At 72.7% G+C, this 24,461-nt stretch carries 21 protein-coding genes and 1 pseudogene; 9 read left to right on the forward strand and 13 right to left on the reverse strand.

Going from position 1 to position 24,461, the window contains the following annotated elements; genetic code table 11:
* The 4 genes from ACSNOD_RS02595 to ACSNOD_RS02610 form a co-directional block, all read left to right on the forward strand.
* The coding region (locus tag ACSNOD_RS02595) for a TerD family protein (protein WP_436765051.1) at nucleotides 1-663 on the forward strand (663 nt) is incomplete at its 5' end.
* Nucleotides 664-770: 107 nt separating this feature from the next.
* Complete coding sequence (locus ACSNOD_RS02600) at nucleotides 771-3,233, forward strand: ATP-binding protein (RefSeq protein WP_436765052.1); 2,463 nt, start codon at nucleotides 771-773, stop codon at nucleotides 3,231-3,233.
* Complete coding sequence (locus ACSNOD_RS02605; RefSeq protein WP_436765053.1) at nucleotides 3,230-4,219, forward strand: STAS domain-containing protein; 990 nt, start codon at nucleotides 3,230-3,232, stop codon at nucleotides 4,217-4,219. The genes ACSNOD_RS02600 and ACSNOD_RS02605 overlap by 4 nt, the downstream gene beginning before the upstream one ends.
* On the forward strand, nucleotides 4,216-5,154 hold the full coding sequence (locus ACSNOD_RS02610; RefSeq protein ID WP_436765054.1) for an anti-sigma factor RsbA family regulatory protein: 939 nt from the start codon (nucleotides 4,216-4,218) through the stop codon (nucleotides 5,152-5,154). Before ACSNOD_RS02605 ends, ACSNOD_RS02610 begins: the two co-directional genes overlap by 4 nt.
* 57 nt (nucleotides 5,155-5,211) lie before the next feature.
* Here ACSNOD_RS02610 and ACSNOD_RS02615 read toward each other — a convergent pair.
* Nucleotides 5,212-6,778, reverse strand: a pseudogene (locus ACSNOD_RS02615) (alkaline phosphatase PhoX).
* A gap of 140 nt (nucleotides 6,779-6,918) precedes the next feature.
* Nucleotides 6,919-8,526: a hypothetical protein gene (locus tag ACSNOD_RS02620; protein ID WP_436765055.1), complete on the reverse strand. Its 1,608-nt coding sequence runs from the start codon at nucleotides 8,524-8,526 to the stop codon at nucleotides 6,919-6,921.
* A 260-nt stretch (nucleotides 8,527-8,786) separates the two neighbouring features.
* Here ACSNOD_RS02620 and ACSNOD_RS02625 point away from each other — a divergent pair, with 260 nt between their 5' ends.
* Together ACSNOD_RS02625 and dapA are read left to right on the forward strand one after the other, a co-directional pair.
* Complete coding sequence (locus ACSNOD_RS02625; RefSeq protein ID WP_436765056.1) at nucleotides 8,787-10,649, forward strand: endonuclease/exonuclease/phosphatase family protein; 1,863 nt, start codon at nucleotides 8,787-8,789, stop codon at nucleotides 10,647-10,649.
* 274 nt (nucleotides 10,650-10,923) lie between these two features.
* Nucleotides 10,924-11,832 (forward strand): 4-hydroxy-tetrahydrodipicolinate synthase, encoded by a 909-nt coding sequence (gene dapA, locus ACSNOD_RS02630; RefSeq protein WP_436765057.1) that lies wholly within the window; start codon nucleotides 10,924-10,926, stop codon nucleotides 11,830-11,832.
* A 55-nt stretch (nucleotides 11,833-11,887) separates the two neighbouring features.
* Here dapA and dapD read toward each other — a convergent pair whose 3' ends face one another.
* The 10 genes from dapD to ACSNOD_RS02680 form a co-directional block, all read right to left on the reverse strand.
* Nucleotides 11,888-12,877 carry a 2,3,4,5-tetrahydropyridine-2,6-dicarboxylate N-succinyltransferase gene (gene dapD, locus ACSNOD_RS02635; protein WP_436765058.1) on the reverse strand — a complete coding sequence of 330 codons (990 nt, stop codon included), beginning with the start codon at nucleotides 12,875-12,877 and terminating at the stop codon, nucleotides 11,888-11,890.
* A 131-nt stretch (nucleotides 12,878-13,008) separates the two neighbouring features.
* Nucleotides 13,009-13,374 carry a VOC family protein gene (locus ACSNOD_RS02640; RefSeq protein WP_436765059.1) on the reverse strand — a complete coding sequence of 122 codons (366 nt, stop codon included), beginning with the start codon at nucleotides 13,372-13,374 and terminating at the stop codon, nucleotides 13,009-13,011.
* A 124-nt stretch (nucleotides 13,375-13,498) separates the two neighbouring features.
* Nucleotides 13,499-13,873, reverse strand: coding sequence for a metal-sulfur cluster assembly factor (locus ACSNOD_RS02645; protein WP_436765060.1), 375 nt, complete (start codon nucleotides 13,871-13,873; stop codon nucleotides 13,499-13,501).
* A complete protein-coding gene (gene sufU, locus ACSNOD_RS02650; RefSeq protein WP_436765061.1) occupies nucleotides 13,870-14,334 on the reverse strand; it encodes a Fe-S cluster assembly sulfur transfer protein SufU in 465 nt (154 codons plus the stop codon). The genes ACSNOD_RS02645 and sufU overlap by 4 nt, the downstream gene beginning before the upstream one ends.
* A 16-nt stretch (nucleotides 14,335-14,350) precedes the next feature.
* Nucleotides 14,351-15,622: a cysteine desulfurase gene (locus tag ACSNOD_RS02655; protein ID WP_436765062.1), complete on the reverse strand. Its 1,272-nt coding sequence runs from the start codon at nucleotides 15,620-15,622 to the stop codon at nucleotides 14,351-14,353.
* Nucleotides 15,619-16,383, reverse strand: a complete 765-nt coding sequence (gene sufC / locus ACSNOD_RS02660; RefSeq protein WP_436765063.1) for a Fe-S cluster assembly ATPase SufC — start codon at nucleotides 16,381-16,383, stop codon at nucleotides 15,619-15,621. Before sufC ends, ACSNOD_RS02655 begins: the two co-directional genes overlap by 4 nt.
* 7 nt (nucleotides 16,384-16,390) lie before the next feature.
* Nucleotides 16,391-16,732: a non-heme iron oxygenase ferredoxin subunit gene (locus ACSNOD_RS02665; protein ID WP_436765064.1), complete on the reverse strand. Its 342-nt coding sequence runs from the start codon at nucleotides 16,730-16,732 to the stop codon at nucleotides 16,391-16,393.
* Nucleotides 16,729-17,913 (reverse strand): Fe-S cluster assembly protein SufD, encoded by a 1,185-nt coding sequence (gene sufD, locus ACSNOD_RS02670; RefSeq protein ID WP_436765065.1) that lies wholly within the window; start codon nucleotides 17,911-17,913, stop codon nucleotides 16,729-16,731. The genes ACSNOD_RS02665 and sufD overlap by 4 nt, the downstream gene beginning before the upstream one ends.
* A 69-nt stretch (nucleotides 17,914-17,982) precedes the next feature.
* Nucleotides 17,983-19,404, reverse strand: a complete 1,422-nt coding sequence (gene sufB / locus ACSNOD_RS02675; RefSeq protein ID WP_436765066.1) for a Fe-S cluster assembly protein SufB — start codon at nucleotides 19,402-19,404, stop codon at nucleotides 17,983-17,985.
* Nucleotides 19,401-20,123, reverse strand: a complete 723-nt coding sequence (locus ACSNOD_RS02680; protein ID WP_436765087.1) for a helix-turn-helix transcriptional regulator — start codon at nucleotides 20,121-20,123, stop codon at nucleotides 19,401-19,403. The genes sufB and ACSNOD_RS02680 overlap by 4 nt, the downstream gene beginning before the upstream one ends.
* A 203-nt stretch (nucleotides 20,124-20,326) precedes the next feature.
* Here ACSNOD_RS02680 and ACSNOD_RS02685 point away from each other — a divergent pair, with 203 nt between their 5' ends.
* From ACSNOD_RS02685 to ACSNOD_RS02695, 3 genes are all read left to right on the forward strand, one after another.
* Entirely contained in the window at nucleotides 20,327-21,253 is a 927-nt protein-coding gene (locus tag ACSNOD_RS02685) for an ABC transporter ATP-binding protein (RefSeq protein ID WP_436765067.1), read from the forward strand.
* A 170-nt stretch (nucleotides 21,254-21,423) separates the two neighbouring features.
* The gene (locus ACSNOD_RS02690) at nucleotides 21,424-22,152 is read left to right on the forward strand and encodes an ABC transporter permease (RefSeq protein WP_436765088.1); all 729 of its coding nucleotides are present in this window, start codon (nucleotides 21,424-21,426) and stop codon (nucleotides 22,150-22,152) included.
* A gap of 155 nt (nucleotides 22,153-22,307) precedes the next feature.
* The gene (locus ACSNOD_RS02695; protein WP_436765068.1) at nucleotides 22,308-23,297 is read left to right on the forward strand and encodes a COX15/CtaA family protein; all 990 of its coding nucleotides are present in this window, start codon (nucleotides 22,308-22,310) and stop codon (nucleotides 23,295-23,297) included.
* On the opposite strand, the gene ACSNOD_RS02700 is transcribed toward ACSNOD_RS02695, so the two are convergent.
* The gene (locus ACSNOD_RS02700; protein WP_436765089.1) at nucleotides 23,277-24,455 is read right to left on the reverse strand and encodes an amidohydrolase family protein; all 1,179 of its coding nucleotides are present in this window, start codon (nucleotides 24,453-24,455) and stop codon (nucleotides 23,277-23,279) included. The two genes, ACSNOD_RS02695 and ACSNOD_RS02700, sit on opposite strands and share 21 nt — an antisense overlap.
* Nucleotides 24,456-24,461: the final 6 nt, after the last annotated feature.

Raw genomic sequence — 24,461 nt, forward strand, 5'->3', positions numbered from 1 at the left:
GCGCGGGGCGGGCCGCCGGCGGCCGCCCGGCCGGCAGCCGCCCCCGCCACCGCGCCGCCCTCCGCACCCCTCGCGCCCTCCAGCGGCAAGGTGAACCTGGACAAGGGCCGGGTGAGCCTGCAGAAGAACCAGACGGTGTCCCTGGTCAAGGGCGGTCGGCCGCTGCTGACGTCCGTCAGGATGGGACTCGGCTGGGAACCCGCCTATCGCGCCAAGGACATCGACCTGGACGCGTCCGTCATCGCCTACGGCCCCGACCGCAAGATGATCGACGCCTGTTACTTCGGCAAACTCATGATCCTCGGTGGCGTCATCCAGCACTCGGGCGACAACCTCACCGGCGAGGGCAGCGGCGACGACGAGAGCATCACGGTGCATCTGGGCAATCTGCCTCCGCAGGTCACCGGCCTGGTCTTCACCGTGAACTCCTTCTCCGGACAGAAGTTCACCGATGTGGCGAAGGCGTACTGCCGACTGCTCGACGCCGCCACCGGCCAGGAGCTGGTCCGCTTCGACCTCACTCAGGCCGAGCCGCGGACGGCCGTATTCATGTGCAAATTGATTCGGCAGTACTCCGGCGAGTGGGAGATGACGGCCATGGGCGAGTACCTGAACGCCCGTACGGTGCGCGAAATGGTCAAGCCCGCGGGCAAGGCCCTGTGATCCCCAGGCCCCTCGCAGGAGTGGAAAGGCGCCGGGATGCATTGCGACAGTACGGTCACGCGGCGTAGCTTCACAGCGCCGGACTGTTGTTGACGCCAAGGTGCACGATGGACAGCGATCGGAACCGTCCCCTCGGGGCCCTCCCGCCGCAGCGGGGACGAATGATCGGCCGGCCGTACGAGCCGGGCGAGATCCGACGCATGCTCCGCGCCGCTCCTCTGGTCACCGTGACCGGCCCTCCGGGCGTGGGCAAGTCCCGTCTCGCCGCGCACACCGCGGCGCGCATGCGGCGGGAGCAGGGTCTCGACGTGCGGTATCTCGATCTCGCCGTACTGCGCGACCCGGACCTCCTCTTCCCCGCCCTGTGGGCCACCCTGGAATCAGAGGGTCCGCGGAAGCCCGAGGTTGGCCCCGAGGCGGGCGGCGGCGCGCTCTGGCCGCCCGCCGGGGCCGACCCCCCGGTCCGTCCGGCCTCGGCCCACCACGGAACCCTCCTGCTGCTCGACAACTGCGAGCACCTGGCGACGCGGTGCGCGCTCCATCTGGTCGCCCTGCTGGACGCGCTGCCCGGGCTGCGGGTGCTGGCCACCAGCCGCCGGCCGTTCGGTGTCGACGAGGAGCGCGTGTTGGCCCTGCGGCCCCTGGCCACGCGACCCGGCCCGCCGAGGAGGCCGCCCGTCCCCGGGGCGGCCGGGGCCCCACCGGCCGGAGCGGCCGAGGAGGACGGCGGGCCGCCGCGGGAGGGCCCCGTAACGGCTCCGAAGAACCCCGTGGCGGGCCAGGGGGACGACGAGGCGGTACAGGAGGGCTCCGGGCCGCACAGCGACGCCGCACGGCTGTTCCTCGACCGGGTGCGGGCCGTCGCGCCCGAACGGATGCCGAGACCCTCGGAGCACGCCCTCGTCGCACGGCTGTGCCGCGGCCTCGACGGGATTCCACTCGCCCTCGACCTGGCCGCCGGGGCTCTGCGCCGGTGGCCGCTCGCCCATCTCGTCGACCGGCTGGACGACCACCTGGATCTGCTGCACCTGCCCGACCGCCCGGGTCCGGCGCACCACCGCGGCCTCCGTACGGCCATCGGCTGGAGCCACGAGCTGTGCACACCGGTCGAACGTCTGCTGTGGGCGCGGCTGTCGGTGTTCTCCGGTTCGTTCGATCTGGAAGCGGCCGAGAGCGTGTGCGCCGGAGGGTCGCTCACCGATGTGGGCTGGCCGCTGCGCACCTTGATCGAGAAGTCCGTCGTCGAGGAGGCTCCCGCGGACCTCGCGCCTCCCGCCGACGACGATGCTTGCGCCGGCCACGAGGGTTCCGCCGACCACGACAGTTCCGCGGACCATGACCGCCCGGACGGCGGCGCGGACCCAGCCACCGGCACCGGGGCCGCTCCGGGCGGTGAACCCGCCGGCACCCCCGGGAGGCTCGGTCCGCCTCCCCCCGGCCCGCGGTACCGTCTCTGCGCCTCCGTACGGGCCTATGGCCGCGAGTGGTTACGCCACCTCGGCGAGGAGCGCGAGCTGCGGCGGCGCCACCGCGATCACCATCTGCGCCTCGTCGCCCTCGGCGAGGCCGGCTGGCGGGGCGCGCAACAGCCGTACTGGTGCGCGCGGCTCCGGTCGTCCCGGCAGGATGTCGTCGCCGCGCTCGCCCACAGCCTGGACACGCCCGGTGAGGCGTTCGTCGGCCTGTCCATGGCCGCCTCGTTCGGCCCCGTCTGGGTGGCGCTGGGCCGCGTCGCCGAAGGCCGCCACTGGCTCGCACGGGCGCTCGACGCGGCCCCCGAGCCGACACCGCTGCGCGCCAAGGCCCTGTGGACGGCGGGCTGGCTCGCGGCCCTGCAGGGCGACGACAGTACTGCCGCCGGGCTGCTCGCCCACTCCACCGAGCTCGCCCAGCGTCTCGGCTACGCCGCGGCTCTCGGCTCCGCGCTCCAGCACTCCGCCGGGGTCGGCGCCGCGGCCCGCGACCCCGGCCGCGCCCTGGGCCTGTACGAGGAGGCGCTCGCCTACCACCGGGCCGTCGGCGACCGTTCCGGCGCGGTGGAGCTGATGGTTCGGCTCGCCCTGCACCACTGTCTGCGCCCCGACGCGTCGACCGGGGACCTGCACCGCGCGGTGGCCCTGTGCGAGGAGTCCGACCGGCGCTGTGTGGAGTCCGGCGAGCTCTGGTACCACGCCAGGGCGCAGGACGTCCACGCGCTCGCCCTGTGGAAGCTGGGCCGCCCCGAGGAGGCCCAACGGCTGGCCCTGCGCGCCCTGGAGACGCGTGCGCGGCTGCGGGACCCGCTGGGCACGGGTCTGGCGCTGGAGCTGCTCGGCTGGATCGCCTCCCGGCAGGGCCGGCACGACCGGGCGGCGTTCCTCCTCGGCGCGGCGGACCGGGTGTGGCGGGAGTCCGGCGGGCGGCTGTACGGCACTCCGCAGTTGCTGTCCGACTCCCGGGCGGCGGAGGCCCGTACGCGTGCCGCGCTGGGCGAGACGGCGTACCGGGCGGCGTTCCGCCGGGGTGGCGGCTTCGCCCCGGCGGACGGCGTCCACCGTGTGCTGGCCCGCTGCCCGGGGGAGGGTTCATGACCAGAGCGTTGACGTCGGGGTTCTCGGTGCGCCGTGGTCAGCACGTGTGTGTGCCCTACGGTCGCCCGGAGGACGCCGTACGGCTGCTCCCGGTGCATCTGACCACGGCCCTGGAACACGGCGAGAAGATCATTTACGTATGCGGGCAGGGCACGGCGGGCGACGGCGCGGCGGGGCAGGCGGGGCAGGTGGCGGACCGGCTCTCAGAACTGCTGGCGGTGTCGCGGCAGGAGGTCGGCGCCCTGGTGACCCGTGGTCAGCTCGCCGTCCGTTCCGATCTCGCCGGCTGGCCCACCGCCTGTGGTGGGCGGTACGACGCCGAGAAGGTGCTCGCCGCGCTGCTGAGCGAGTGCGAGGTGGCCCGGGGCACCGGCTACCTCGGGCTGCGGGTGTGTGTCGCGGTACCGGCCACCGCCTCCCGGACGGCTGCGGAGTCGGAGTCCACGGCATCCACGGCGTCCGGGGCCGACAGGGTCGACGGTGGCACCCGGCCCGAGAGCCTGACCGATGTCGAGCAGTGGATCAGTACGGCCATGTCCGGGGGCGAGTTGGCAGAACTGGCGATGATCTGCCACTACGACCAGCGCGGCACCGAACCCGAGCGGATGACGGCGGTCCGGCGTGCCCACCCGGCCGTCCTCGACGCCCGGCACGCGCACCACCGCGAGCCCCTGCTGCGGGTGATCCGGCTGGCGGACCGCCGGGGCCTGCGCCTGGGGGGTGAGATCGACCGTACGAACATCGAGGAGTTCGCGGCGGCGCTGGTGGCCGCGTTCCATCCGGGTGAGAGCTTCCACCTCGAACTCGACGAGCTGCGGTACGCGGACGTGGCGGCAGTACGGTTGATGGTTCAGACCGCGGAGGCGTTCCCGAACGGTCATCGGGTGGTTCTGCACTCCCCCGCTCCCCTCATCCGCGCCACGCTGCGGATCTACGGCTGGGACCGTCTTCCGACCCTTCTCATCGAGGAGAGGAGCAGCGGGTGACCGGTCAGCGCGCCGCCTTGGTGCACCAGGCGTGCATCTACGGCTCCGACGCCGAGTTCCTCGCGATGGCCGTGCCCTTCATCGACGAGGGGCTCGCGGACGACGTGCCGGTCATCGCGGTGACCACCGCGCACAACATCGCCCTGCTGCGCGCGACGGTCGCCGACTGCGCGTCCGTGGAGTTCATCGAGAACACCGGCTGGTACCGGGCTCCGGGGCGGACCACCATCGACTTCCACCACCGCATCCGGGAGCACCCGGGGCCCGGTCGCATCCGGGTGCTCGGGGAGGTCGTCTGGCAGGGCCGGGAGCCGCGCCGGGTGCGCGAGTGGAAGGACTACGAGGCGCTGGCGAACATCACGTTCGCCGAAGCAGCGGCCTGGATCGTCTGCCCGTACGACAGCCGGGTGCTGCCCGACGACGTGGTAGCCGACGCCCGGCGCACCCATCCGTCGTGCCTGGAGGGGCGCCGGACGCGGGCCTCGGAGGAGTATCTGGGGCCGGCGGCCTTCGCCGTGCCGCGGCCGCCGGTGCTGCCCGCGCGCCGTCCGGACGCGATCCTGCCGCTGACGCGCGATCTGTCGGCCGTTCGGAGGTTCGTGGAGACGTGGACGACGGCCCGGGCCGGGGCGGCGGGCGCGGATCGGGCGACAGAACTGTCGGCCGCGGTGTCGGAGGCGGCCGGGCACCTCGCGGAGTCGGGCGACGGCCGGGTCCGGCTGCGGCTGTGGGTCGACGCGGAGACCCTCAGCTGCGAGGTGCGGGCGCCCGAGGCCCGGCTGCCCGGCGCGCACCCCGGCTGCCTGCCCCCGGCGGTCGATCCGGTGCCGGGGGACGGCCTGTGGCTGGCCCGCTATCTGTGCTCCTCGGTCACGGTGTACGCGGACGCGGAGGGCAGTACGGCGTTCCTGGAGATGGCGCCCGTCGCCGGGTGAGCCCGTACGGGCCGAGCCAGGCCCCCCGTACGGCGCGGCGGCACGACGGGGGGGCGCTCAGTCCCGGTCGGGCGTCGCCGGGCCGGGGCAGCGGCGCCAGGGGCCGGTGATGGCCACCATGAGGCCCGGCTCCTGGATGTTGGCGTACAGGGTCCGCCCGTCGGGGGCGAAGACGACGCCGGTGAACTCGCCGTACTGGGGCTTCTCGGCCGTGCCGATGTTCAGCTCGTTGCGGGCGATCGGGTAGGTCTGTCCGTCGTCGGTCGCGCCGAACAGGTGTTGGAGGCCGTCACCGTCCTCCGCGATCAGCAGTCCTCCGTACGGGGAGACGGTGATGTTGTCGGGTCCGTCGAACGAGCCGTTCTCACCGGGAGCGGTGTTGACGGCCAGCCGGACGGTGAGGGTGAGAGTGCGGCGGCGCGGGTCGTAGAACCACACCTGTCCGTCGTGGGCGGCGCCGGGGCTCTCCGTACGGGCGTAGCTGGAGACGATGTAGGCCCCGCCGTCGCCCCACCACATGCCTTCGAGCTTGCGGGCCCGGGTGACGGCGCCGTCGGCGAACTGTTTGCGGACCGGCACGGTGCGGGCGTGGCGGTCCGGGACGTCGACCCAGTCGACGCCGTAGACGGTGCCGGTTCTGGTGGCACGGGAGAGGTCGTCGACGAACCGGCCGCCGGAGTCGTGGCACCGGGGCGCCTGGAGGACTCCGGCGTCGTCGGCGAGCCGGCGGAGCTTTCCCCGGCCGTGCCGGAAGCCGGGGGGCGGGGTCCAGCGGTAGAGCAGGCCGTTGGGCCCCGAGGCGTCCTCGGTGAGGTACAGGTGGCCTCGTTTGAGGTCGACGACGACGGCCTCGTGGTCGTAGCGGCCGAGCGCGGCGATGGGCCGGGGATCGCGGTTGGCGCGGCGGTCGTACGGGTCCACCTCGAACACATAGCCGTGGTCCCGGGTCATGCCGTTCTCGCCGGCCCGGTCGGAGTTTTCCTCGCAGGTGAGCCAGGTGCCCCACGGGGTGGCGCCGCCCGCGCAGTTGGTGGAGGTGCCGGCGATGCCGACCCACTCGGCGGTCTGGCCGTGCCGGTGCACCTCGACGACCGTGCAGCCGCCGGCGGCGGCCGGGTCGTAGACGAGGCCCTCGGCGGCCGGGACGGGGTGCTGCCACTGGGAGCGGGCGCCCTTGAGCTCGTGGTTGTTGACCAGCAGGGTCACGCCGCGCGCGCCGGGGAAGGCGGCCGTGCCGTCGTGCTTGGCGGGGGTGAACTCGCCCGATTCCAGCCGGGTGACGCCGGCGCGCGTGATGACGCGGTAGGAGAAGCCGCGCGGCAGGGCCAGAATGCCTCGGGGATCGGGCACCAGGGGCCCGTAGCCGGGCGCGGGGCGGTCCGGGCCCCGTACGGCGCCGTCGGCGCTCTCCGCGCCTCCTGGGCCGCCGGAGAGGCCCACGCCGCCGGCCGGGCCGCTCGCCGCCCCCCCCCCCCCCCCCCCCCCCCCCCCCCCCCCCCCCCCCCCCCCCCCCCGCGGCGAGCGCCCCGGGAGCGCTCGCCAGCACACCGACGCTGCCGACCAGGGCGACCCCGGCGCCGGTGCGGGCGGACCGTCTGGCGAACTCTCTGCGGCTGATCGGCATCGTCATCTCCTCGGTGGCCGGTTCGCTGCCATGGCACGCAGCATCCACCGTCCCCCGCCCGGCCCAACAGGGCATGAACGCGACACGTCTTCGGGCGGAGGATTCACCGGGTCGAGCGTCGGAGCCGGACGGTGCCGGGATCAGACCCGGGGGCGCGAGCGGGCCTTGAAGGCCGCCTTGCGGGCGTCCTTGGCGAGCTTGCGGTCGGTGTGCAGCCGGCCCATGGCCTCCAGGACGTCGGCCGTGGCCGGGTGGTCCACCTTCCAGGCCGTGTCGAAGAAGCCGTTGTGCTGCTCGACGAGCCCCTCGACCAGCGCCTCCAGCTCCTCGGAGTCGCCGTCGGCCGCGAGCTGCGCCGCGATGGTGTCGACGGTCAGCCAGAAGACCATCTCCTCGGAAGGTTCCGGGATGTCGCTCGCGCCGTTCTCGGCGAGCCAGACGCGGGCCAGGCCCCCCAGGTGCCGGTCGTCGAGGACCTCGCGGACGGCCGGTTCCGCGGCCGGCCCGACCAGGGAGAGGGCCTGCTGGGCGCCGAGGCGGCGCAGTGGCGCGCCCTCGTCGTCGCCGCGGCCGGCGGCGAGGAGCTCGCGGGCGGCACTGGCCGCGTCGCGCCGGGCGAGCCACTGCTCGACCTCGGCCCTGGCCGCCGTCTCGGGGTGGCCGGGCAGGGCGTCGAGCAGCACGTCGGCGCCCTTCTCCGCCAGGTCGCCGACGGCCGGCGCGTCGATGCCCGCGTCGAGCATCCGGGCCCGCACGCCGTAGGTGCCGAGCGGTGTGAGCCGGACCATGCCGTAGCGGGTGACGTCGGAGTCGTCGACGGCCTGGCCGGTTTCCGCGCGCTGTTCGAGCTCCTCGATCAGTGCCTCGTCCACCGGCTGGTACTCGATCACCCCCATGGGGGCGAGGAGGCGGAACTGGTCGTCGAGGCGCATCATCGCCTCGGACACCTGCTCGAGCACCTCGTCGGTGGGCTGCTCCATGTCGTCGGGGACGATGACCGAGGCGGCGAGCGCGGGCAGCGGCACGGCCCGTTCGGCGGCGCCCTCGTTCAGTACGGTCAACAGGTACAGGTTGCCCAGGACGCTGTCGAGGAAGTCGGCCTCCTCGTCCGGGTCCCAGTCGAGCGCGTCGAGGTCGATCTCGCCGTCAGGACTGTCGTCGGTGAGGCTGTCGACGAGGTCCTCGAGGTTGGGCGTGGCGGCGTCGGCGAAGACGGCCTCCAGGCCGCCGAGCCAGATGTCGAGGACGTCCAGGGGGGCGCCGCCGGTGATGAGCGCGAGGTCTTCGCCGGGGGAGGCCAGGCCGACGGCGGCGTCGAGGTCGGCGCCCAGCGGGCCCGCCGCGCCCGGGTCGCCCGCCGCGGCTCCAGCGCCCTCCGCGCCCCCGGTGCTCGCGGCGCCCTCAGTACTCGCGTCGCCGCCGTCGGCATCCGTGGCACCGCCACCGGCACCCACGGCGACACCGTCGATGTCCTCGTCGATCTCCACCAGTCCTGTGTCGACGGCCAGCCGCCACGCCTCGGCCGTGTACACCTCGCCGTTCTCGTCGCCGTCGAGGCCGAGCCGCCGCACGGCCTCCCGCAGGCCCTCGTGGAGCAGTTCTCCGCCGGCGCCCACGGGTGTCCCGGGGGCGGCCCAGCGCGCGAGCCGTACGGCGCGCGCGAAGAGGGGCGCGGAGAGCGCGTCGGAGGCGAGCTGCGCGTCGGAGGGCAGCCGCACCGGCGGCATGGTGATGCGGTCTCCGGGCATGGGGGAGTTCTCCTTGGGACTGCGAGGCGCTACGGGTGCGGTACGGGCAGTGGCCTCGTTCCGTGCGCGACCGGCTGTTGGGAGGCACCCGGCCGCGTCGAAGCCGGCCCCCAGCCTAGACGGATATGACCCCATCCCATCCGGTTCATGTACCGGTCAACGGCTGTATGCCGGCAATCCCTTGACAAGTCCCTGGCGCGCACACGACATTGACGCGCGTAGATCTCTCTCCACCCCCCTCACCCCGTTCCGGAGTACTGATGCCTGCCCTTTTCCGGCGCCCTCTCCTGCGCAGACCTGCCGCCGTTGCCACCGTTGTCGCGGCCGCCGCGGCGGCCGGCCTGCTCGCCGCCCCGCAGCCGGCGAGCGCCGCTACGGTCCGCATCCACGACATCCAGGGCGCCACGCGGGTGTCCCCGCTGGCGGGCAAGGCCGTGACCGACGTTCCCGGCACCGTGACCGCCGTCCGGGCCTTCGGCTCCTCGCGCGGCTTCTGGCTGCAGGACACCGCCCCGGACCACGACGCGGCGACCAGTGAGGGCATCTTCGTCTTCACCGGCTCCACGACCCCGAAGGTCGCCGTCGGCGACGCGGTGACCGTCTCGGGCACGGTCGCCGAGTACTACCCGGGCGGCGCGTCCGGCGGCGGCCAGTCCGTCACCCAGATCACCAAGGCCACGTGGACCGTGACGTCGTCGGGCAACCCGCTGCCCGCGGTCTTCCCGCTGTCCTTCGTCACCGTGCCCGACCGGTACGCGCCCGAGGGCGAGGAGAGCGCTGCGGCGGCCGGCAGCGGTGGCGGCATCGAGGGGCTGCGGCTGCGTCCGTACCGCTACGCCCTGGACCGCTACGAGTCCCTGGAGGGCATGCGGGTCCAGGTGACCGACGCCCGGGTGGTGGGCGCGACCAGCGAGCACAACGAGCTGTGGGTCACGGCCGATCCGTTCGAGAACCGTACGGTGCGCGGCGGTGCGCTGTACGGGTCCTACGGCGACCAGAACGGAGGCCGGGTGAAGGTGGCCTCTCTCATCCCCTTCGCCGAGCGCCCCTTCCCGAAGGCGAATGTCGGCGACCGGCTCACGGGTGCCACCGCCGGCCCGCTGGACTACGACCAGTTCGGCGGCTACGAGCTCCAGGCGACCACCCTGGGCGCGCACCGGGACAACGGGCTGCGCCGGGAGGTCACCCGCCGGCAGGCGGACGGTGAACTGTCCATCGCCACCTACAACGTGGAGAACCTCTCCCCGAAGGACTCCGCGGCCAAGTTCGACCGGCTCGCACAGGCGATCGTCACCAACCTCGCCTCCCCGGACGTCATCGCCCTGGAGGAGGTCCAGGACGACAACGGCCCGGCCAACGACGCGGTGGTGTCGGCCGAGGCCACGCTGAAGAAGCTCACCGAGGCGATCGGCGCGGCGGGCGGCCCGTCGTACGCGTGGCGGCAGATCGACCCCGTGGACGACCAGGACGGCGGCCAGCCGGGCGGCAACATCCGGGTCGCGTTCCTCTACAACCCGGCGCGGGTGTCCTTCAAGGACGTCGCCGGCGGGAACGCCACGACGGCCGCGGTTCCGGTGGCCTCCGGGGGCCGGGCGACGCTCAGCGCGAGCCCCGGGCGGATCGACCCGGCGAACGAGGCGTGGAAGTCCAGCCGCAAGCCGCTGGTCGGCGAGTTCACCTTCCGCGGCGAGTCCGTCTTCGTCATCGCCAACCACTTCAACAGCAAGGGGGGCGACCAGGGGCTCGACAGCCGCTTCCAGCCCCCGGCGCGGCCCTCCGAGACCCAGCGGGTGGCCCAGGCCACCATCGTCAACACCTGGGTGAAGTCGCTGCTGGAGATCGACCGCAAGGCGAAGGTCGTCGTCGCGGGCGACCTCAACGACTTCGGCTTCTCGCCGGCCGTCAAGGCGCTCACCGCGGGCCGGGTGCTGACGGACCAGGTGGATCTGCTGCCCCGCGGCGAGCAGTACGGCTATGTCTTCAACGGCAACTCCCAGGTGCTGGACCACATGCTGACCAGCCCGGGCATCCGCCGCGCGGACTACGACATCGTGCACATCAACGCGGAGTTCTTCGACCAGGCGAGCGACCACGACCCGCAGGTGCTGCGCTTCCGCCCGTAGGATCTCGCCTCGCAGTACTGCGGATGCCGCGCGGCATCCGCAGTACTGCTCTCGCCTCGGCGCGCCGTGGCGGCGGGCCACAGCGGGCGACAGCAGGCGACAGCGGGCGGCGATTGGCACTGGGGCGCCGTCAGTGTCGCCGGCGCCGGCATCGTGTAGCGGAGCTGAACGGACATCGAAGAACATTTACGTTGTCCTATGGAGTGGGCGGCGCCAGACTCCGTGATCGGAAACCTGTCCTGAGCCGCCCTTCTCTTCCGCAAAGGTGGGGATCATGACCTCCCGCTCCCACTCGCCCTTCGGCCGCGCCCTGTGCGCCATGGTCACCCCGTTCACCGCCGACGGTTCGCTCGATCCCGACGGCGCCCAGCGGCTGGCCGATCACCTGGTGTCGAACGGCGGCTGCGACGGACTGGTGCTCAGCGGCACCACGGGAGAGTCACCGACCCTCGGCCACGACGAGCAGGTGCGGCTGACGCGGGCCGTGCTGGAGGCGGTGGGCGACCGGGCGCGGGTCGTCGTCGGCGTGGGCTCGAACGACACCGCGCGCACGCTGGCCCAGGCCCGTGCCGCCGAGGAGGCGGGGGCTCACGGCCTGCTGGTCGTCACGCCGTACTACAGCCGTCCGCCGCAGGAGGCGATCGAGGCGCACTTCCGTACGGTCGCGGACGCGGTGGGCGTGCCGGTGCTGCTGTACGACATTCCCGGCCGTACGGGCGCCCGTATCGAGCCCGACACCATGCTGCGGCTCGCGGAACACCCGCGCGTCGTGGGGGTGAAGGACTGCGCCTACGACCTGTTGGGCAGCGCGCGGGTCATCCGGGACACGGATCTCGCGTACTACTCCGGCTGCGAGGAGTTCAACCTGCCGCTGTACGCGATCGGCGGCGCCGGCTACATCAGTACGGTCGCCAATGCCGCGGGGGCGCTCCTTCGCTCCGTACTGGACGCGTTCGACCGGGGGGACACCGCGGCGGCCGCCCGGGCGCACCAGGACTCGCTGCGCCTCGCCGAGCCGATGATGGCGGGCGGGCTGCCGGGGGCGGTGACGGCCAAGGCGCTGCTGAACGCGCTGGACCTGCCGGCGGGGCCGGTGCGCCCGCCCCTGCTCGCCGCCGACGCGGCCACGGCCGACGCGCTGCTGGCGACGTACACGCACCTCGCCGACGGCCCGGGCCGCTGAGGCGGCCCGGCCCGGCCGGTCCCCCGTAGGCGCGCCAGAGCGCGCGCCCGGTGGCTCAGTTGTGGCTGTGCAGCGCCTCGTTGAGGCCGCCCCAGGAGCCGGAGCGCTGGAGGGCCTCGACCGTGCCGGTCGTCGAGTTGCGGCGGAAGAGCAGGTTGTGGGCCCCGGAGAGCTCCAGCGCCTTGACGATCTGGCCGTCGGGCAGGGTGACCCGGGTGCCCGCGGTGACGTACAGGCCGGCCTCGACCACGCAGTCGTCGCCGAGGGCGATGCCGATGCCGGCCTGGGCGCCGAGCAGGCAGCGCTCGCCGATGGAGACGACCTGCTTGCCGCCGCCGGACAGGGTGCCCATGATCGAGGCGCCGCCGCCGATGTCCGAGCCGTCGCCGACGACGACGCCCGCGCTGATGCGGCCCTCGACCATGGAGGTGCCCAGGGTGCCGGCGTTGAAGTTGACGAAGCCCTCGTGCATGACCGTGGTGCCCGCGGCGAGGTGCGCGCCGAGGCGGACGCGGTCGGCGTCACCGATGCGCACGCCGCTGGGGGCGACGTAGTCCGTCATCCGCGGGAACTTGTCGATGCTGGTCACCGTGAGGTTCAGGCCCTCGGCGCGAGCGGCGAGGCGCACCTTCTCGACCTCGTCGGGGGCGACCGGCCCGAGGTTCGTCCAGGCCACGTTGGCGAGCAGCCCGAAGATGCCGTCGAGGTTCTGGCCGTGCGGCTTGACCAGACGGTGGCTGAGCAGGTGCAGACGCAGATAGGTGTCGTGCGCGTCCAGCGGCTTGTCGTCGAGCGAGGCGATGACCGTACGGACGGCGACCACCTCGACGCCGCGGCGCGGGTCCGGGCCGAGGGCCCGGGGGGCGTTCTCGCCCAGCAGTTCCGCGGCCCGCTCGGCGCTCAGCCGCTCGGTGCCGGCGGGGCCCGCCTCGGCCACGAGCTCGGGGGCGGGGAACCAGGTGTCGAGGACGGTTCCGTCGGCGGCGATGGTGGCGAGTCCGGCCGCCGCGGCGCCGGTGGTACGAGGAGCAGTCGTTTCGGTCATGGCCAAACGCTAACCGGCCGGGGGGCGCCCAGGCCAACCGGCCTCCGTACGGCCGCGCCACCAGGCGAACCGGCCCCCGTACGGTCGCGGGCCCCGGGCCGATCACCCCGTACGGCCGCGGGGGCGGCGCCTCACTCCACCAGGGACGCCTTGGGGCTGAGCACACAGAACTCGTTGCCCTCCGGGTCCGCCAGGACGACCCACGTCACGTCCTCGCCCTGTCCCACGTCCGCCCGGCGGGCGCCCAGCGCGAGGAGGCGTGCCACCTCCGCGTCGCGGTCGTCGGGGCTGAAGTCGAGATGGAGGCGGTTCTTGACCGTCTTGCCCTCCGGGACGGCCAGGAAGACGATGCCGGGCCAGGTGCCCTGGTCGGGGCCGATGACGACCTCCTCCGGGTCCTCGAACAGCACCTGCCAGTCCAGCGCCCGGCACCAGAAGCGGGCGAGGGCGCGGGGATCGCGGGCGTCGACGGCGATCTGGTAGAGCGAAAGGGCCATGCCGGCAGTCTGCCCGCGCCGCGCCCACCGCAAAGCACGACGGCCTCTCCCGCCCCAGGGGGTGGGAGAGGCCGTCACACGTCGCGGCTCGGGCGGCTGAAACGCCCGAGACGACTCCGACGACTCAGACGTTGAAGCCCAGCGCGCGGAGCTGCTCGCGGCCCTCGTCCGTGATCTTGTCGGGGCCCCACGGCGGCATCCAGACCCAGTTGATCCGCAGCTCGTTGACGATGCCCTCCGTGGCGGACTTCGCCTGGTCCTCGATGACGTCGGTCAGCGGGCAGGCCGCGGACGTCAGCGTCATGTCGAGGGTGGCGATATTGGCGTCGTCGACGTGAATGCCGTAGACGAGGCCCAGGTTGACGACGTCGATGCCCAGCTCGGGGTCGACCACGTCGTACAGCGCCTCGCGGACCTCCTCCTCGCTGGCCGGCTTGGTGGTGGTCACGACGTTCTCCCCCGTGTCGGGGGCCGCCGCGTTCTCGGCGTTCTCGCTCATGCGGTCTTCCTCTCAGCGCCCTCGCCCAGCGCCTGGGCGGTGGCGTCCTTCCAGGCCATCCAGCTCAGCAGGGCGCACTTCACCCGCGCCGGGTACTTGGAGACACCGGCGAACGCCACGGCGTCCTCCAGCACCTCCTCCATCGCGTCGTCGGGCTCGAGCCGGCCCTTGGACTGCATCAGCTCCAGGAAGGTCTCCTGAATCCGGCGCGCCTCGGACAGCTCCTTGCCGACCAGCAGGTCGTTGAGGACGGACGCGCTGGCCTGGCTGATCGAACAGCCCTGGCCCTCGTAGGAGACGTCCTCGATCGTCTCGCCCGCCATGCGGACCCGGAGCGTGATCTCGTCGCCGCAGGTCGGGTTCACATGGTGCACTTCGGCGTCGCCGTCGCGCAGCCCGCGCCCGTGGGGGTGCTTGTAGTGGTCCAGGATCACGTCCTGGTACATCGAATCAAGCTTCACGAGTCCAACCCAACCCTCAGCCGAAGAAGTTCCGTACGTGCTCCAGGCCGTCCACCAAGGCGTCGACCTCGGCGGGCGTGGAGTACAGATAGAACGACGCTCGCGTCGTCGCCGGAATTCCGTACCGCAGGCAGACCGGCCGCGCGCAGTGGTGGCCGACCCGTACGGCGATGCCCTGCTCGTCGAGGACCTGGCCCACGTCGTGCGGGTGGATGTCTCCCAGGGTGAAGGAAATCGCGGCGCCGCGCTCCTCGGCCGTGGTGGGGCCGATGATCCGCAGGTCGGGGACCTCGCGGAGACGGCGTACGGCGTACTCGGTGATCGCGTGCTCGTGCGCGGCGATCCGGTCCATGCCGATCGCCGACAGATAGTCCACCGCCGCGCCGAGGCCCACGGCCTGGGCGATCGGCGGCGTGCCGGCCTCGAACTTGTGCGGCGCGGGCGCGTACGTCGAGGAGCTCATCGAGACGGTCTCGATCATCTCGCCGCCGCCGAGGAACGGCGGCAGGTCCTCGAGCAGCTCGTGCCGGCCCCACAGCACCCCGATGCCGGTGGGCGCGCACATCTTGTGGCCGGTGAAGGCCACGAAGTCGGCGCCGAGCGCCTGGACGTCGAGCACCATGTGCGGGGCGGCCTGCGAGGCGTCGACGACGACCAGCGCGCCGACCTCCTGGGCCCGGCGGACTATCTCCTCGACGGGGTTGACCGTGCCGAGGATGTTGGAGACCAGCACGAACGAGACGACCTTGGTCTTCTCGGTGATGACCTGGTCGATGTTCGACAGGTCGAGGCGGCCGTCGTCGGTGAGGCCGAACCACTTCAGCTTCGCTCCGGTGCGCTGCGCCAGCAGCTGCCACGGCACGATGTTGGAGTGGTGCTCCATCTCGGTGATGACGATCTCGGTCTCGCGGTCCACGCGGTAGGGCTCATCGGCCCAGCCGAGCATGTTGGCGACGAGGTTGAGCGACTCCGAGGCGTTCTTGGTGAAGATGACCTCGTCACGGCTGGGCGCGTTGATGAAGGCGGCGACCTTGTCGCGGGCGCCCTCGTACAGCGCGGTGGCCTCCTCGGCGAGCACGTGCACGCCACGGTGGACATTGGCGTTGTACCGCTCGTAGTACGCGCTCAGCGCGTCGAGCACCTGGCGCGGCTTCTGGGAGGTCGCCGCGTTGTCCAGGTACACGATCCTCTTCCCGTCGTGGACCAGGCGGTCCAGGATCGGGAAGTCCTTGCGGATCGCCTCGGTGTCGAGGAGGCCGGGGAGGAGCCCCTGGTGGGCACCAGTCACTCGGATGCGCCGCCCTTCACATAGGCCTCGTAGCCCTCGTTCTCCAGCTTGTCGGCGAGCTCGGGGCCGCCGGACTCGGCGATGCGGCCGGCCGCGAAGACGTGGACGTGGTCGGGCTTGATGTACCGCAGGATGCGGGTGTAGTGGGTGATCAGCAGGGTGCCGACCTCGCCGGTCTCACGGACCCGGTTGACGCCCTCGGAGACGATGCGCAGGGCGTCGACGTCCAGGCCGGAGTCGGTCTCGTCGAGGATCGCGATCTTCGGCTTGAGCAGCTCCAGCTGGAGGATCTCGTGGCGCTTCTTCTCACCGCCGGAGAAGCCCTCGTTGACGTTGCGCTCGGCGAAGGAGGGGTCCATGTTGAGGCGCTCCATGGCCTCCTTGACCTCCTTGACCCAGGTGCGCAGCTTGGGGGCCTCGCCGCGGACGGCGGTGGCGGAGGTGCGCAGGAAGTTGCTCACCGAGACGCCGGGGACCTCGACCGGGTACTGCATGGCGAGGAAGACGCCGGCGCGGGCGCGCTCGTCGACGGACATCTCCAGGACGTCCTCGCCGTCGAGGGTGACGGTGCCGCCGGTGATCGTGTACTTGGGGTGGCCGGCCAGCGAGTACGCCAGGGTGGACTTGCCGGAGCCGTTGGGGCCCATGATGGCGTGGGTCTCGCCCTGCTTCACGGTCAGGTCGACGCCGCGCAGGATCTCGCGGGGGCCGTTCTCCGCCTCGACGGAGACGTGCAGGTCGTGGATCTCAAGCGTTGCCATGGGTGTCTCAGGACTCCTGGGTGACGGAGACGAGCACAGACGCATCTGGGCCGTCCCCTTCGATCTTGACGGGGTAGACGGGGACGGGGCGCGTCGCGGGCAGCCCGGAGGGGGCGCCGGTACGCAGGTCGAAGCGGGAGCCGTGCAGCCAGCACTCGATGGAGCAGTCCTCCACCTCGCCCTCGGACAGGGAGACGTTCGCGTGCGAGCAGATGTCGTTGATCGCGAACACCTCGCCCTCGGTGTTCACGACGGAGACCGGCACACCGTCGATCTCGACCCGCTTGGGGGTGTCCTCTTCGAGCTCGCCCAGCGTGCACACGCGGACGAACGTGGCCTCGGGGATCATGCGACGGACGCCTCCAGCTCGGCCTCGATCTTGGCGATCAGGCGCTCCTCGACGTCCGGCAGGCCGATCTGCTGGACCAGCTCGGCGAAGAAGCCGCGGACGACCAGGCGGCGGGCGTCCTCGGCGGAGATGCCGCGGGCCATCAGGTAGAAGAGCTGCTCGTCGTCGAAGCGGCCGGTGGCGGAGGCGTGGCCGGCGCCGACGATCTCGCCGGTCTCGATCTCCAGGTTGGGCACCGAGTCGACCCGGGCGCCGTCGGTGAGGACGAGGTTCCGGTTGAGCTCGTAGGTGTCGGTGCCCTCGGCGGCCGCGCGGATGAGCACGTCGCCGATCCACACCGCGTGGGCGTTCTGCCCCTGGAGCGCGCCCTTGTAGACCACGTTGGAGCGGCAGTGCGGGGTGTTGTGGTCGACGAAGAGGCGGTGCTCCTGGTGCTGGCCGTTGTCGGTGAAGTACAGGCCGAAGAACTCCGCCTCGCCGCCGGGGCCGGTGTAGTTGACCCGGGGGTGGAGCCGCACGAGGTCGCCGCCGAAGGTGACGACGACGGACTTGAAGGAGGCGTCCCGGCCCACCAGCGCGTTGTGCTGGCCGACGTGGACGGCGGTGTCGTCCCAGTCCTGCACGGAGACGACGGTCAGCTTGGCGCCGTCGCCCAGCAGGTAGTCGACGTTGGCGGCGAGCACCGCGTCACCGGTGTGGTCGATGACCACGACGGCCTCGGCGAAGGCACCGAGCTCGATGACCTGGTGGCCGAAGGCCGTGCCGCCCTCGCCGTGCACCGAGATCCGGATCGGCTCGGTCAGCACGGTCTCCTTGGCGACGGTGATGACCGAGGCCTTCTCGAAGGAGGTGAAGGCCTGCGCGGCGACCCGGTCCACCGGGGCGCCGGCCTTGCCCACCCGGGCGTCGTCGCGCCCGGCGGTCTCGACCGTGACGCCCTCGGGCGCGTTGATCTCGACCTTGACCCCGGCGCCGTCGGCGACGGCGGTGCCGTCGTGCAGGCCCTTGAGGCGCTCCAGCGGGGTGAACCGCCATTCCTCCTCGCGGCCGTGCGGCACGGGGAAGTCCGCCACGTCGAAGGACGGGGGCGCGCTCATGCGGGTGGCGACGGTGGACTCGGCGGCCACCGCGATCGACCCGGCGGTGGTGGAACCCGCCGGAATGTTCTGAGCCTCAGCCATGGCTGTCGGGTTGCTCTCTCTCTGCGTCGGACGTCAGTGCTGCGGGGTACGGGGGTGCGGCCTGGGCCGTCAGCCCACCGAGCCCTCCATTTGCAGCTCGATCAGCCGGTTGAGCTCCAGCGCGTACTCCATCGGCAGCTCGCGCGCGATCGGCTCCACGAAGCCACGCACGATCATCGCCATGGCCTCGTCCTCGGACAGACCGCGGCTCATCAGGTAGAAGAGCTGGTCGTCGCTGACCTTGGAGACGGTCGCCTCGTGGCCCATGGACACGTCGTCCTCGCGGACGTCCACATAGGGGTAGGTGTCCGAGCGGGAGATCGTGTCGACCAGCAGCGCGTCGCAGAGCACGTTGGACTTGGAGCCCTCGGCGCCCTCGCCGATCTCGATCAGACCGCGGTAGGAGGTCCGGCCGCCACCGCGCGCCACCGACTTGGAGACGATGTTCGACGAGGTGTTGGGGGCCATGTGGACCATCTTGGCGCCGGCGTCCTGGTGCTGGCCGGCGCCCGCGAAGGCGATGGACAGGGTCTCGCCCTTGGCGTGCTCGCCCATCAGGTAGACGGCCGGGTACTTCATGGTGACCTTGGAGCCGATGTTGCCGTCGACCCACTCCATGGTCGCGCCCTCGTAGGCCACGGCGCGCTTGGTGACCAGGTTGTAGACGTTGTTCGACCAGTTCTGGATGGTCGTGTAACGGCAGCGGGCGCCCTTCTTGACGATGATCTCGACGACGGCGGAGTGCAGCGAGTCCGACTTGTAGATCGGCGCGGTGCAGCCCTCGACGTAGTGGACGTACGCGTCCTCGTCGACGATGATCAGCGTCCGCTCGAACTGGCCCATGTTCTCGGTGTTGATCCGGAAGTAGGCCTGGAGCGGGATCTCCACGTGCACGCCCTTCGGCACGTAGATGAAGGAGCCGCCGGACCACACGGCGGTGTTCAGCGCGGCGAACTTGTTGTCACCGGCCGGGATGACCGTGCCGAAGTACTCCTTGAAGAGCTCCGGGTGCTCCTTGAGCGCGGTGTCGGTGTCGAGGAAGATGACGCCCTGCTGCTCCAGGTCCTCGCGGATCTGGTGGTAGACGACCTCCGACTCGTACTGCGCGGCGACACCGGCGACCAGGCGCTGCTTCTCGGCCTCGGGGATGCCCAGCTTGTCGTAGGTGTTCTTGATGTCCTCCGGGAGCTCCTCCCAGGAAGCGGCCTGCTTCTCGGTGGAGCGCACGAAGTACTTGATGTTGTCGAAGTCGATGCCGGAGAGGTCGGAGCCCCAGTTCGGCATGGGCTTCTTGCCGAACAGCTTCAGGCCCTTGAGGCGCAGCTTCAGCATCCACTCCGGCTCGGACTTCTTCTCGGAGATGTCGCGGACGACCTCCTCCGAGAGACCGCGCTTGGCAGCGGCACCGGCGACGTCGGAGTCGGCCCAGCCGTATTCGTACGTGCCCAGGCCCTCGAGCTCAGGGTGGGCGGTCTCCGTGGGGAGAGTCATGCGGGGTTCCTCCCGGCCGTGCGTGCGGATGCTGTGGTGGTCTTGGTGGTGGCGCTGGGGTTTTTGCTTCTGGGGATGAAGGTGGTGCACACCCCGTCACCATGAGCGATGGTGGCCAGTCGCTGCACATGCGTGCCGAGCAGCCGTGAGAAGACCTCGGTCTCCGCCTCGCACAGCTGCGGATACTGCTCGGCGACATGGGCGACCGGACAGTGGTGCTGGCAGAGCTGCTCGCCGACCGGTGCGCTGCGCGCCGTAGCAGCGTACCCGTCCGCGGTCAACGCCTTGGCCAGGGCCTCGGTGCGGCGGTCGGGGTCGGCGCTCTCGACGGCCTCGCGGTACGTCTCGGCCTGGGCGGCCAGCCGGGCCCGGGCGAAGGCGGCGACCGCGGCCTCCCCCATCTCGCCGCCGCCCGCCGTCTGGGCGATCCAGCGCAGGGCGTCGGCGGCCAGCTTGTCGTAGGCCTGGTCGAAGGCGTCCCGCCCGCAGTCGGTGAGGGCGAAGACCTTCGCGGGGCGGCCGCGGCCGCGCGAGCCGTAGATCCGCTGGTCACGGGGCTCGACGACGCCTTCGGTCACCAGCGAGTCCAGATGGCGGCGGACCGCGGCCTGGGTGAGCTCCAGCCGCAGGGCGAGCTCGGCGGCGGTCGACGGGCCGTGATCGAGGATGGAGCGGGCCACCCTGTTGCGCGTGCTGCGCTGCTCGTCGTGGGCGGGCATAGCGGCCCGGGCGGTCGGGTCGACCGCCCTCTCCGGCGCTTCGCTCACGTATTTCACAACGCCATTGTTGCGTAATTCGCCGGGGAGGAACAAGCCACGATCGTCCGGGGCCTGGGTGGGCTCAGTCACTAAGGGTCACCTAATCCGGCGCTCCCCAGGGGCGGCCCGGCACGGGTCACCGGCGGCTTCGTAGACTGCCTGCCATGCGAAGCGAGCCCGTCGTCCAGGTCCGGGGCCTGGTCAAGCGGTACGGCCCGAAGACCGCGGTGGACGGACTCGATCTGTCCGTCCGGGCGGGCACCGTCACCGCCGTCCTCGGCCCGAACGGTGCCGGCAAGACCACCACCGTCGAGATCTGCGAGGGCTACCGCGGCGCGGACGCCGGCACGGTCCGCGTGCTCGGCCTCGACCCGGTGGCCGACGCCGCCCGGCTGCGACCCCGGATCGGGGTGATGCTCCAGTCCGGAGGCGTTTACTCCGGGGCGCGCGCAGAAGAGATGCTGTGCCATGTCGCCTCCCTGCACGCGCACCCCGTGAACGTCGGCCATCTGATCGAGCGGCTGGGTCTGGGCTCCTGCGGCCGCACGCCGTACCGCCGGCTCTCCGGCGGACAGCAGCAGCGGCTCGCGCTCGCCATGGCCGTCGTCGGCCGCCCCGAGCTGGTCTTCCTCGACGAGCCCACCGCCGGCCTGGACCCCCAGGCCCGGCACGCCACCTGGGACCTGGTGCGCGAGCTGCGCGCGGACGGCGTGACCGTCGTGCTCACCACCCACTTCATGGACGAGGCCGAGAAGCTCGCGGACGATGTCGCGATCATCGACGGCGGCCGGGTCGTCGCCCAGGACAGCCCCGAGGAGCTGTGCCGCGGCGGCGCCGAGAACACCCTGCGCTTCACCGGGCGGCCCGGCCTGGACGTCGTCTCCCTGCTCAAGGCGCTGCCGCCGGACTGCGCGGCCGTCGAGCTCACCCCGGGCAGCTACCGCGTCACCGGCACGGTGGACCCGCAGCTCCTGGCCACCGTTACCTCCTGGTGCGCCCAGCACGGGGTGATGCCGGACCGGATCTCGGTCGAGCGCCACACCCTGGAGGACGTCTTTCTCGAGCTCACCGGCAAGGAGCTGCGCGCATGACCACCATCGGCACCGGCACCGGCCGGACGGGCTCCGGCGGCTCCGGCGGCCCCGGCGGCTCCGGCGGCTCCGGCGGCCCCGGCGGCCCCGGCGGCCCCGGCGGCCCCGGCGGCTCCGGCGGCTCCGGCGGGGTTTTCACGCCCCGCCCCGGGGCCGCCCCCGTCCATCGCATGATCATGGCGCAGGCGGCCCTGGAGACCCGGATGCTGCTGCGCAACGGGGAACAGCTCCTGCTCACGGTCGTGATCCCGACCCTGCTGCTGGTGCTGTTCAGTACGGTCGACATCGTCGACACCGGTGAAGGGGCGGCGGTCGACTTCCTCGCGCCCGGCGTCCTGGCCCTCGCCGTGATGTCCACGGCCTTCACCGGCCAGGCCATCGCCACCGGCTTCGAACGGCGCTACGGCGTGCTCAAGCGGCTCGGCGCCTCGCCGCTGCCGCGCTGGGCGCTGATGACCGCGAAGACCCTGTCGGTGCTGGTCACCGAGGTGCTCCAGGTCGCCCTGCTGACGGCGATCGCGCTGGCGCTGGGCTGGTCCCCGGCCGGTGGTACGCCCTCGGGCGTGCTGTCCGTCCTCGCGCTCCTGGCGCTGGGCACCGCGGCCTTCTCCGGCCTGGGCCTGCTGATGGCGGGGACGCTCAAGGCGGAGGCGACCCTGGCCGCCGCCAACCTGGTGTTCCTGCTGCTGCTCGTCGGCGGCGGGGTGATCGTGCCGCTGGAGAAGTTCCCGGACGCGGCCCGTACGGCCCTGGAGCTGCTGCCGATCTCGGCCCTCTCGGACGGGCTGCGATCCGTTCTGGAGCAGGGCGCGGGGGTGCCGTGGGCCGATCTGGGCGTCCTGGCCGCCTGGGCGGTGCTCGGGCTGGGCGCCGCGGCCCGCCTGTTCCGCTGGGAGTAGCCCGCCCGCGTCCGTACGGGGTCGAGGGCCAGGGCGCGTCCGTACGGGGGCCGAGGCGCGGGCCGGCGGCCCCCGGCGCGAAGGCCCCCGGGGGCGCCGACGCACAGGGGCACCCCTCGTGAAACTTTGCACAAGCCTGCCCCTACGATGGGCGGGTGCCGAAGTTGCTCGAAGCCGTGCGAAACCCTCTCGCCTTCATCGCCCAGCGCTGGACCCCGGCCGCCGGAACGGTCCGGCGCGCCACCCTGTCCGCCGTGGTGATGAGCGTGTTCATCGTGGTGACCGGTGGCGCCGTACGGCTGACGGGCTCCGGCCTCGGCTGTGACACCTGGCCCAAGTGCAGCGAGGACAGCCTGATCGCCACGCCGGAGATGGGCCTGCACGGTGCCATCGAGTTCGGCAACCGGATGCTGGCGTACGTGCTGAGCGCGGCCGTCGGCTGGGCGATCATCGCCGCCCGCTCCACCAAGCCCTGGCGCCGGGGGCTGACCCGGCTGGGCTGGGTCCAGTTCTGGGTCGTCATGGGCAACGCGGTGATCGGCGGCATCACGGTGTGGACGGGCCTGAACCCGTACAGCGTGGCCGCTCACTTCCTGCTGGCGACGGCCCTGCTAACGGTCGCCACGGTGACCTGGCAGCGCGCCCGGGAGGGCGACACCCCGCCGCGCCCGCTGGTGGGCCCCCGGGTGCGCCAGCTGGGCTATCTGCTGACCGGCGTGGCCGGCTGTCTGATCACCGCCGGCACGGTCGTCACCGGCACCGGGCCGCACGCCGGTGACAGCAGCGACGTGGCGCGCATGCCGCTGGACATCAAGCTGGTCACCGAGGCGCACGCGCTGCTCGCCTGGGCCGTCGTGGCACTGACCGTGCTGCTGTGGGTGGTGCTGCGGGTGGTGGACGCCCCCGCCGGGCCGCGGGCCCGCGCCCGCGATCTGCTGCTGGTGCTGCTCGCCCAGGGCGCCATCGGCTACGTCCAGTACTTCACCCATCTGCCCGAGGTCCTGGTCGGCCTCCATCTGCTCGGCTCGTGCCTGGTGTGGATCGCCGTCCTGCGGATGCTGCTGTCCCTGCGTGAGCGGCCGCTCCAGGAGCCCGCCGCGGTTCCCGGCCCGGCCCAGCGGGACTCAGTCGCCAGCGCCGTCTGACGGCCCCGCCAGGCCGTACACCCGGCGGGCGTTGCCGGCCGCGATCCGGGCGGCGACCCGCTCCGCGTCGGGCCGCGACCAGGAGCCGTCGGCCACCCACTCCATCAGCAGCCGCCCCAGGGCCTCCTGGAAGAGGCGGGCGGCCACCAGGTGGAGTTCGGGCAGCGCCCGGCCCCCGGTGGAGAACAGCAGCTTGCCGAACGGCGCCAGCTCCAGCGCCTCCGCCAGTACGGCCGTGGCCCGCGCCCCGGTGCGCCCCAGCGCCGGCCCGAGATCGGCGTAGACGTGCGGGAAGGCCTGCGCCAGGCAGGCCGTGTGCCGGTGGTAGGGGTAGCCGTGCAGCAGCACCAGATCGGTGCCGAGGCCGGCCGTGGCGCGGACGAAGTCGGTGAGCGGCCGGGGGTCGCCGCGCTCGGCGGCCAGGGCCGGGTCGCCGCCGCCGGGGTGGAGCTGGAGCGGCCGCCCGGTGTCGACCGCCGTCCACAGCAAATGGCGCACCAGCACGGGGTCGGTGACCGGCTCCCCCGCCCGCCGCCCGGCCAGCCAGCGCTCCGCCGCCCAGCGCACCTCGCCGGGCCCGGGCGGCTCGGGGGCGAGCGCCGGGCCGGGTCCGCGGCCGGCGGCCGCGGCGAACCCGGCGGCGGTGGCGGCGGCGCCGTGCACCGCCTCGGCGAGGTTGGAGATGAGGTCGCGGGCCGTGCCGGAGGTGTCGGCGATCTGTTCGGCGAGCCGCTCCAGGCGCACGATCTCGTGCGCGTCGGCGGCGCCGGCCTCGGCGAGCTCCGCGGGCTCGGTGAGCTCCCCGCCCTCGGCGGGGCCGCCGCCGGCCCAGGCGCCCGGCCCGGTGGGGGCGGCGCCCCCGGTGTCCACGAGATAGGTGCCGATGCCGCTGGCCCGTAACAGCAGCCGTCCGACCTCCGGCGCGCCCAGCTCGCGGCGGCGCGCCAGATAGCGCACGGGCGGGCAGTGCGGCTCCAGCCCGAGCAACGGGGGGCACCAGCGGCGCACGGCGAAGCCGGCCTGGGTGTCGAAGAAGGTGGTGCCCGGGGCGGGGGCGGCACTGGTGCCGGCCAGCCGGGACTCGAACGTGCCCAGGCCCAGCTCCGTACGGAGGATGCCGTGGCAGTGCTGGTCCACCAGCGGTGGCAGCGGGATGATCCCGGC

The organism is Streptomyces sp. URMC 123 (assembly GCF_051386515.1).
GTDB lineage: Bacteria > Actinomycetota > Actinomycetes > Streptomycetales > Streptomycetaceae > Streptomyces.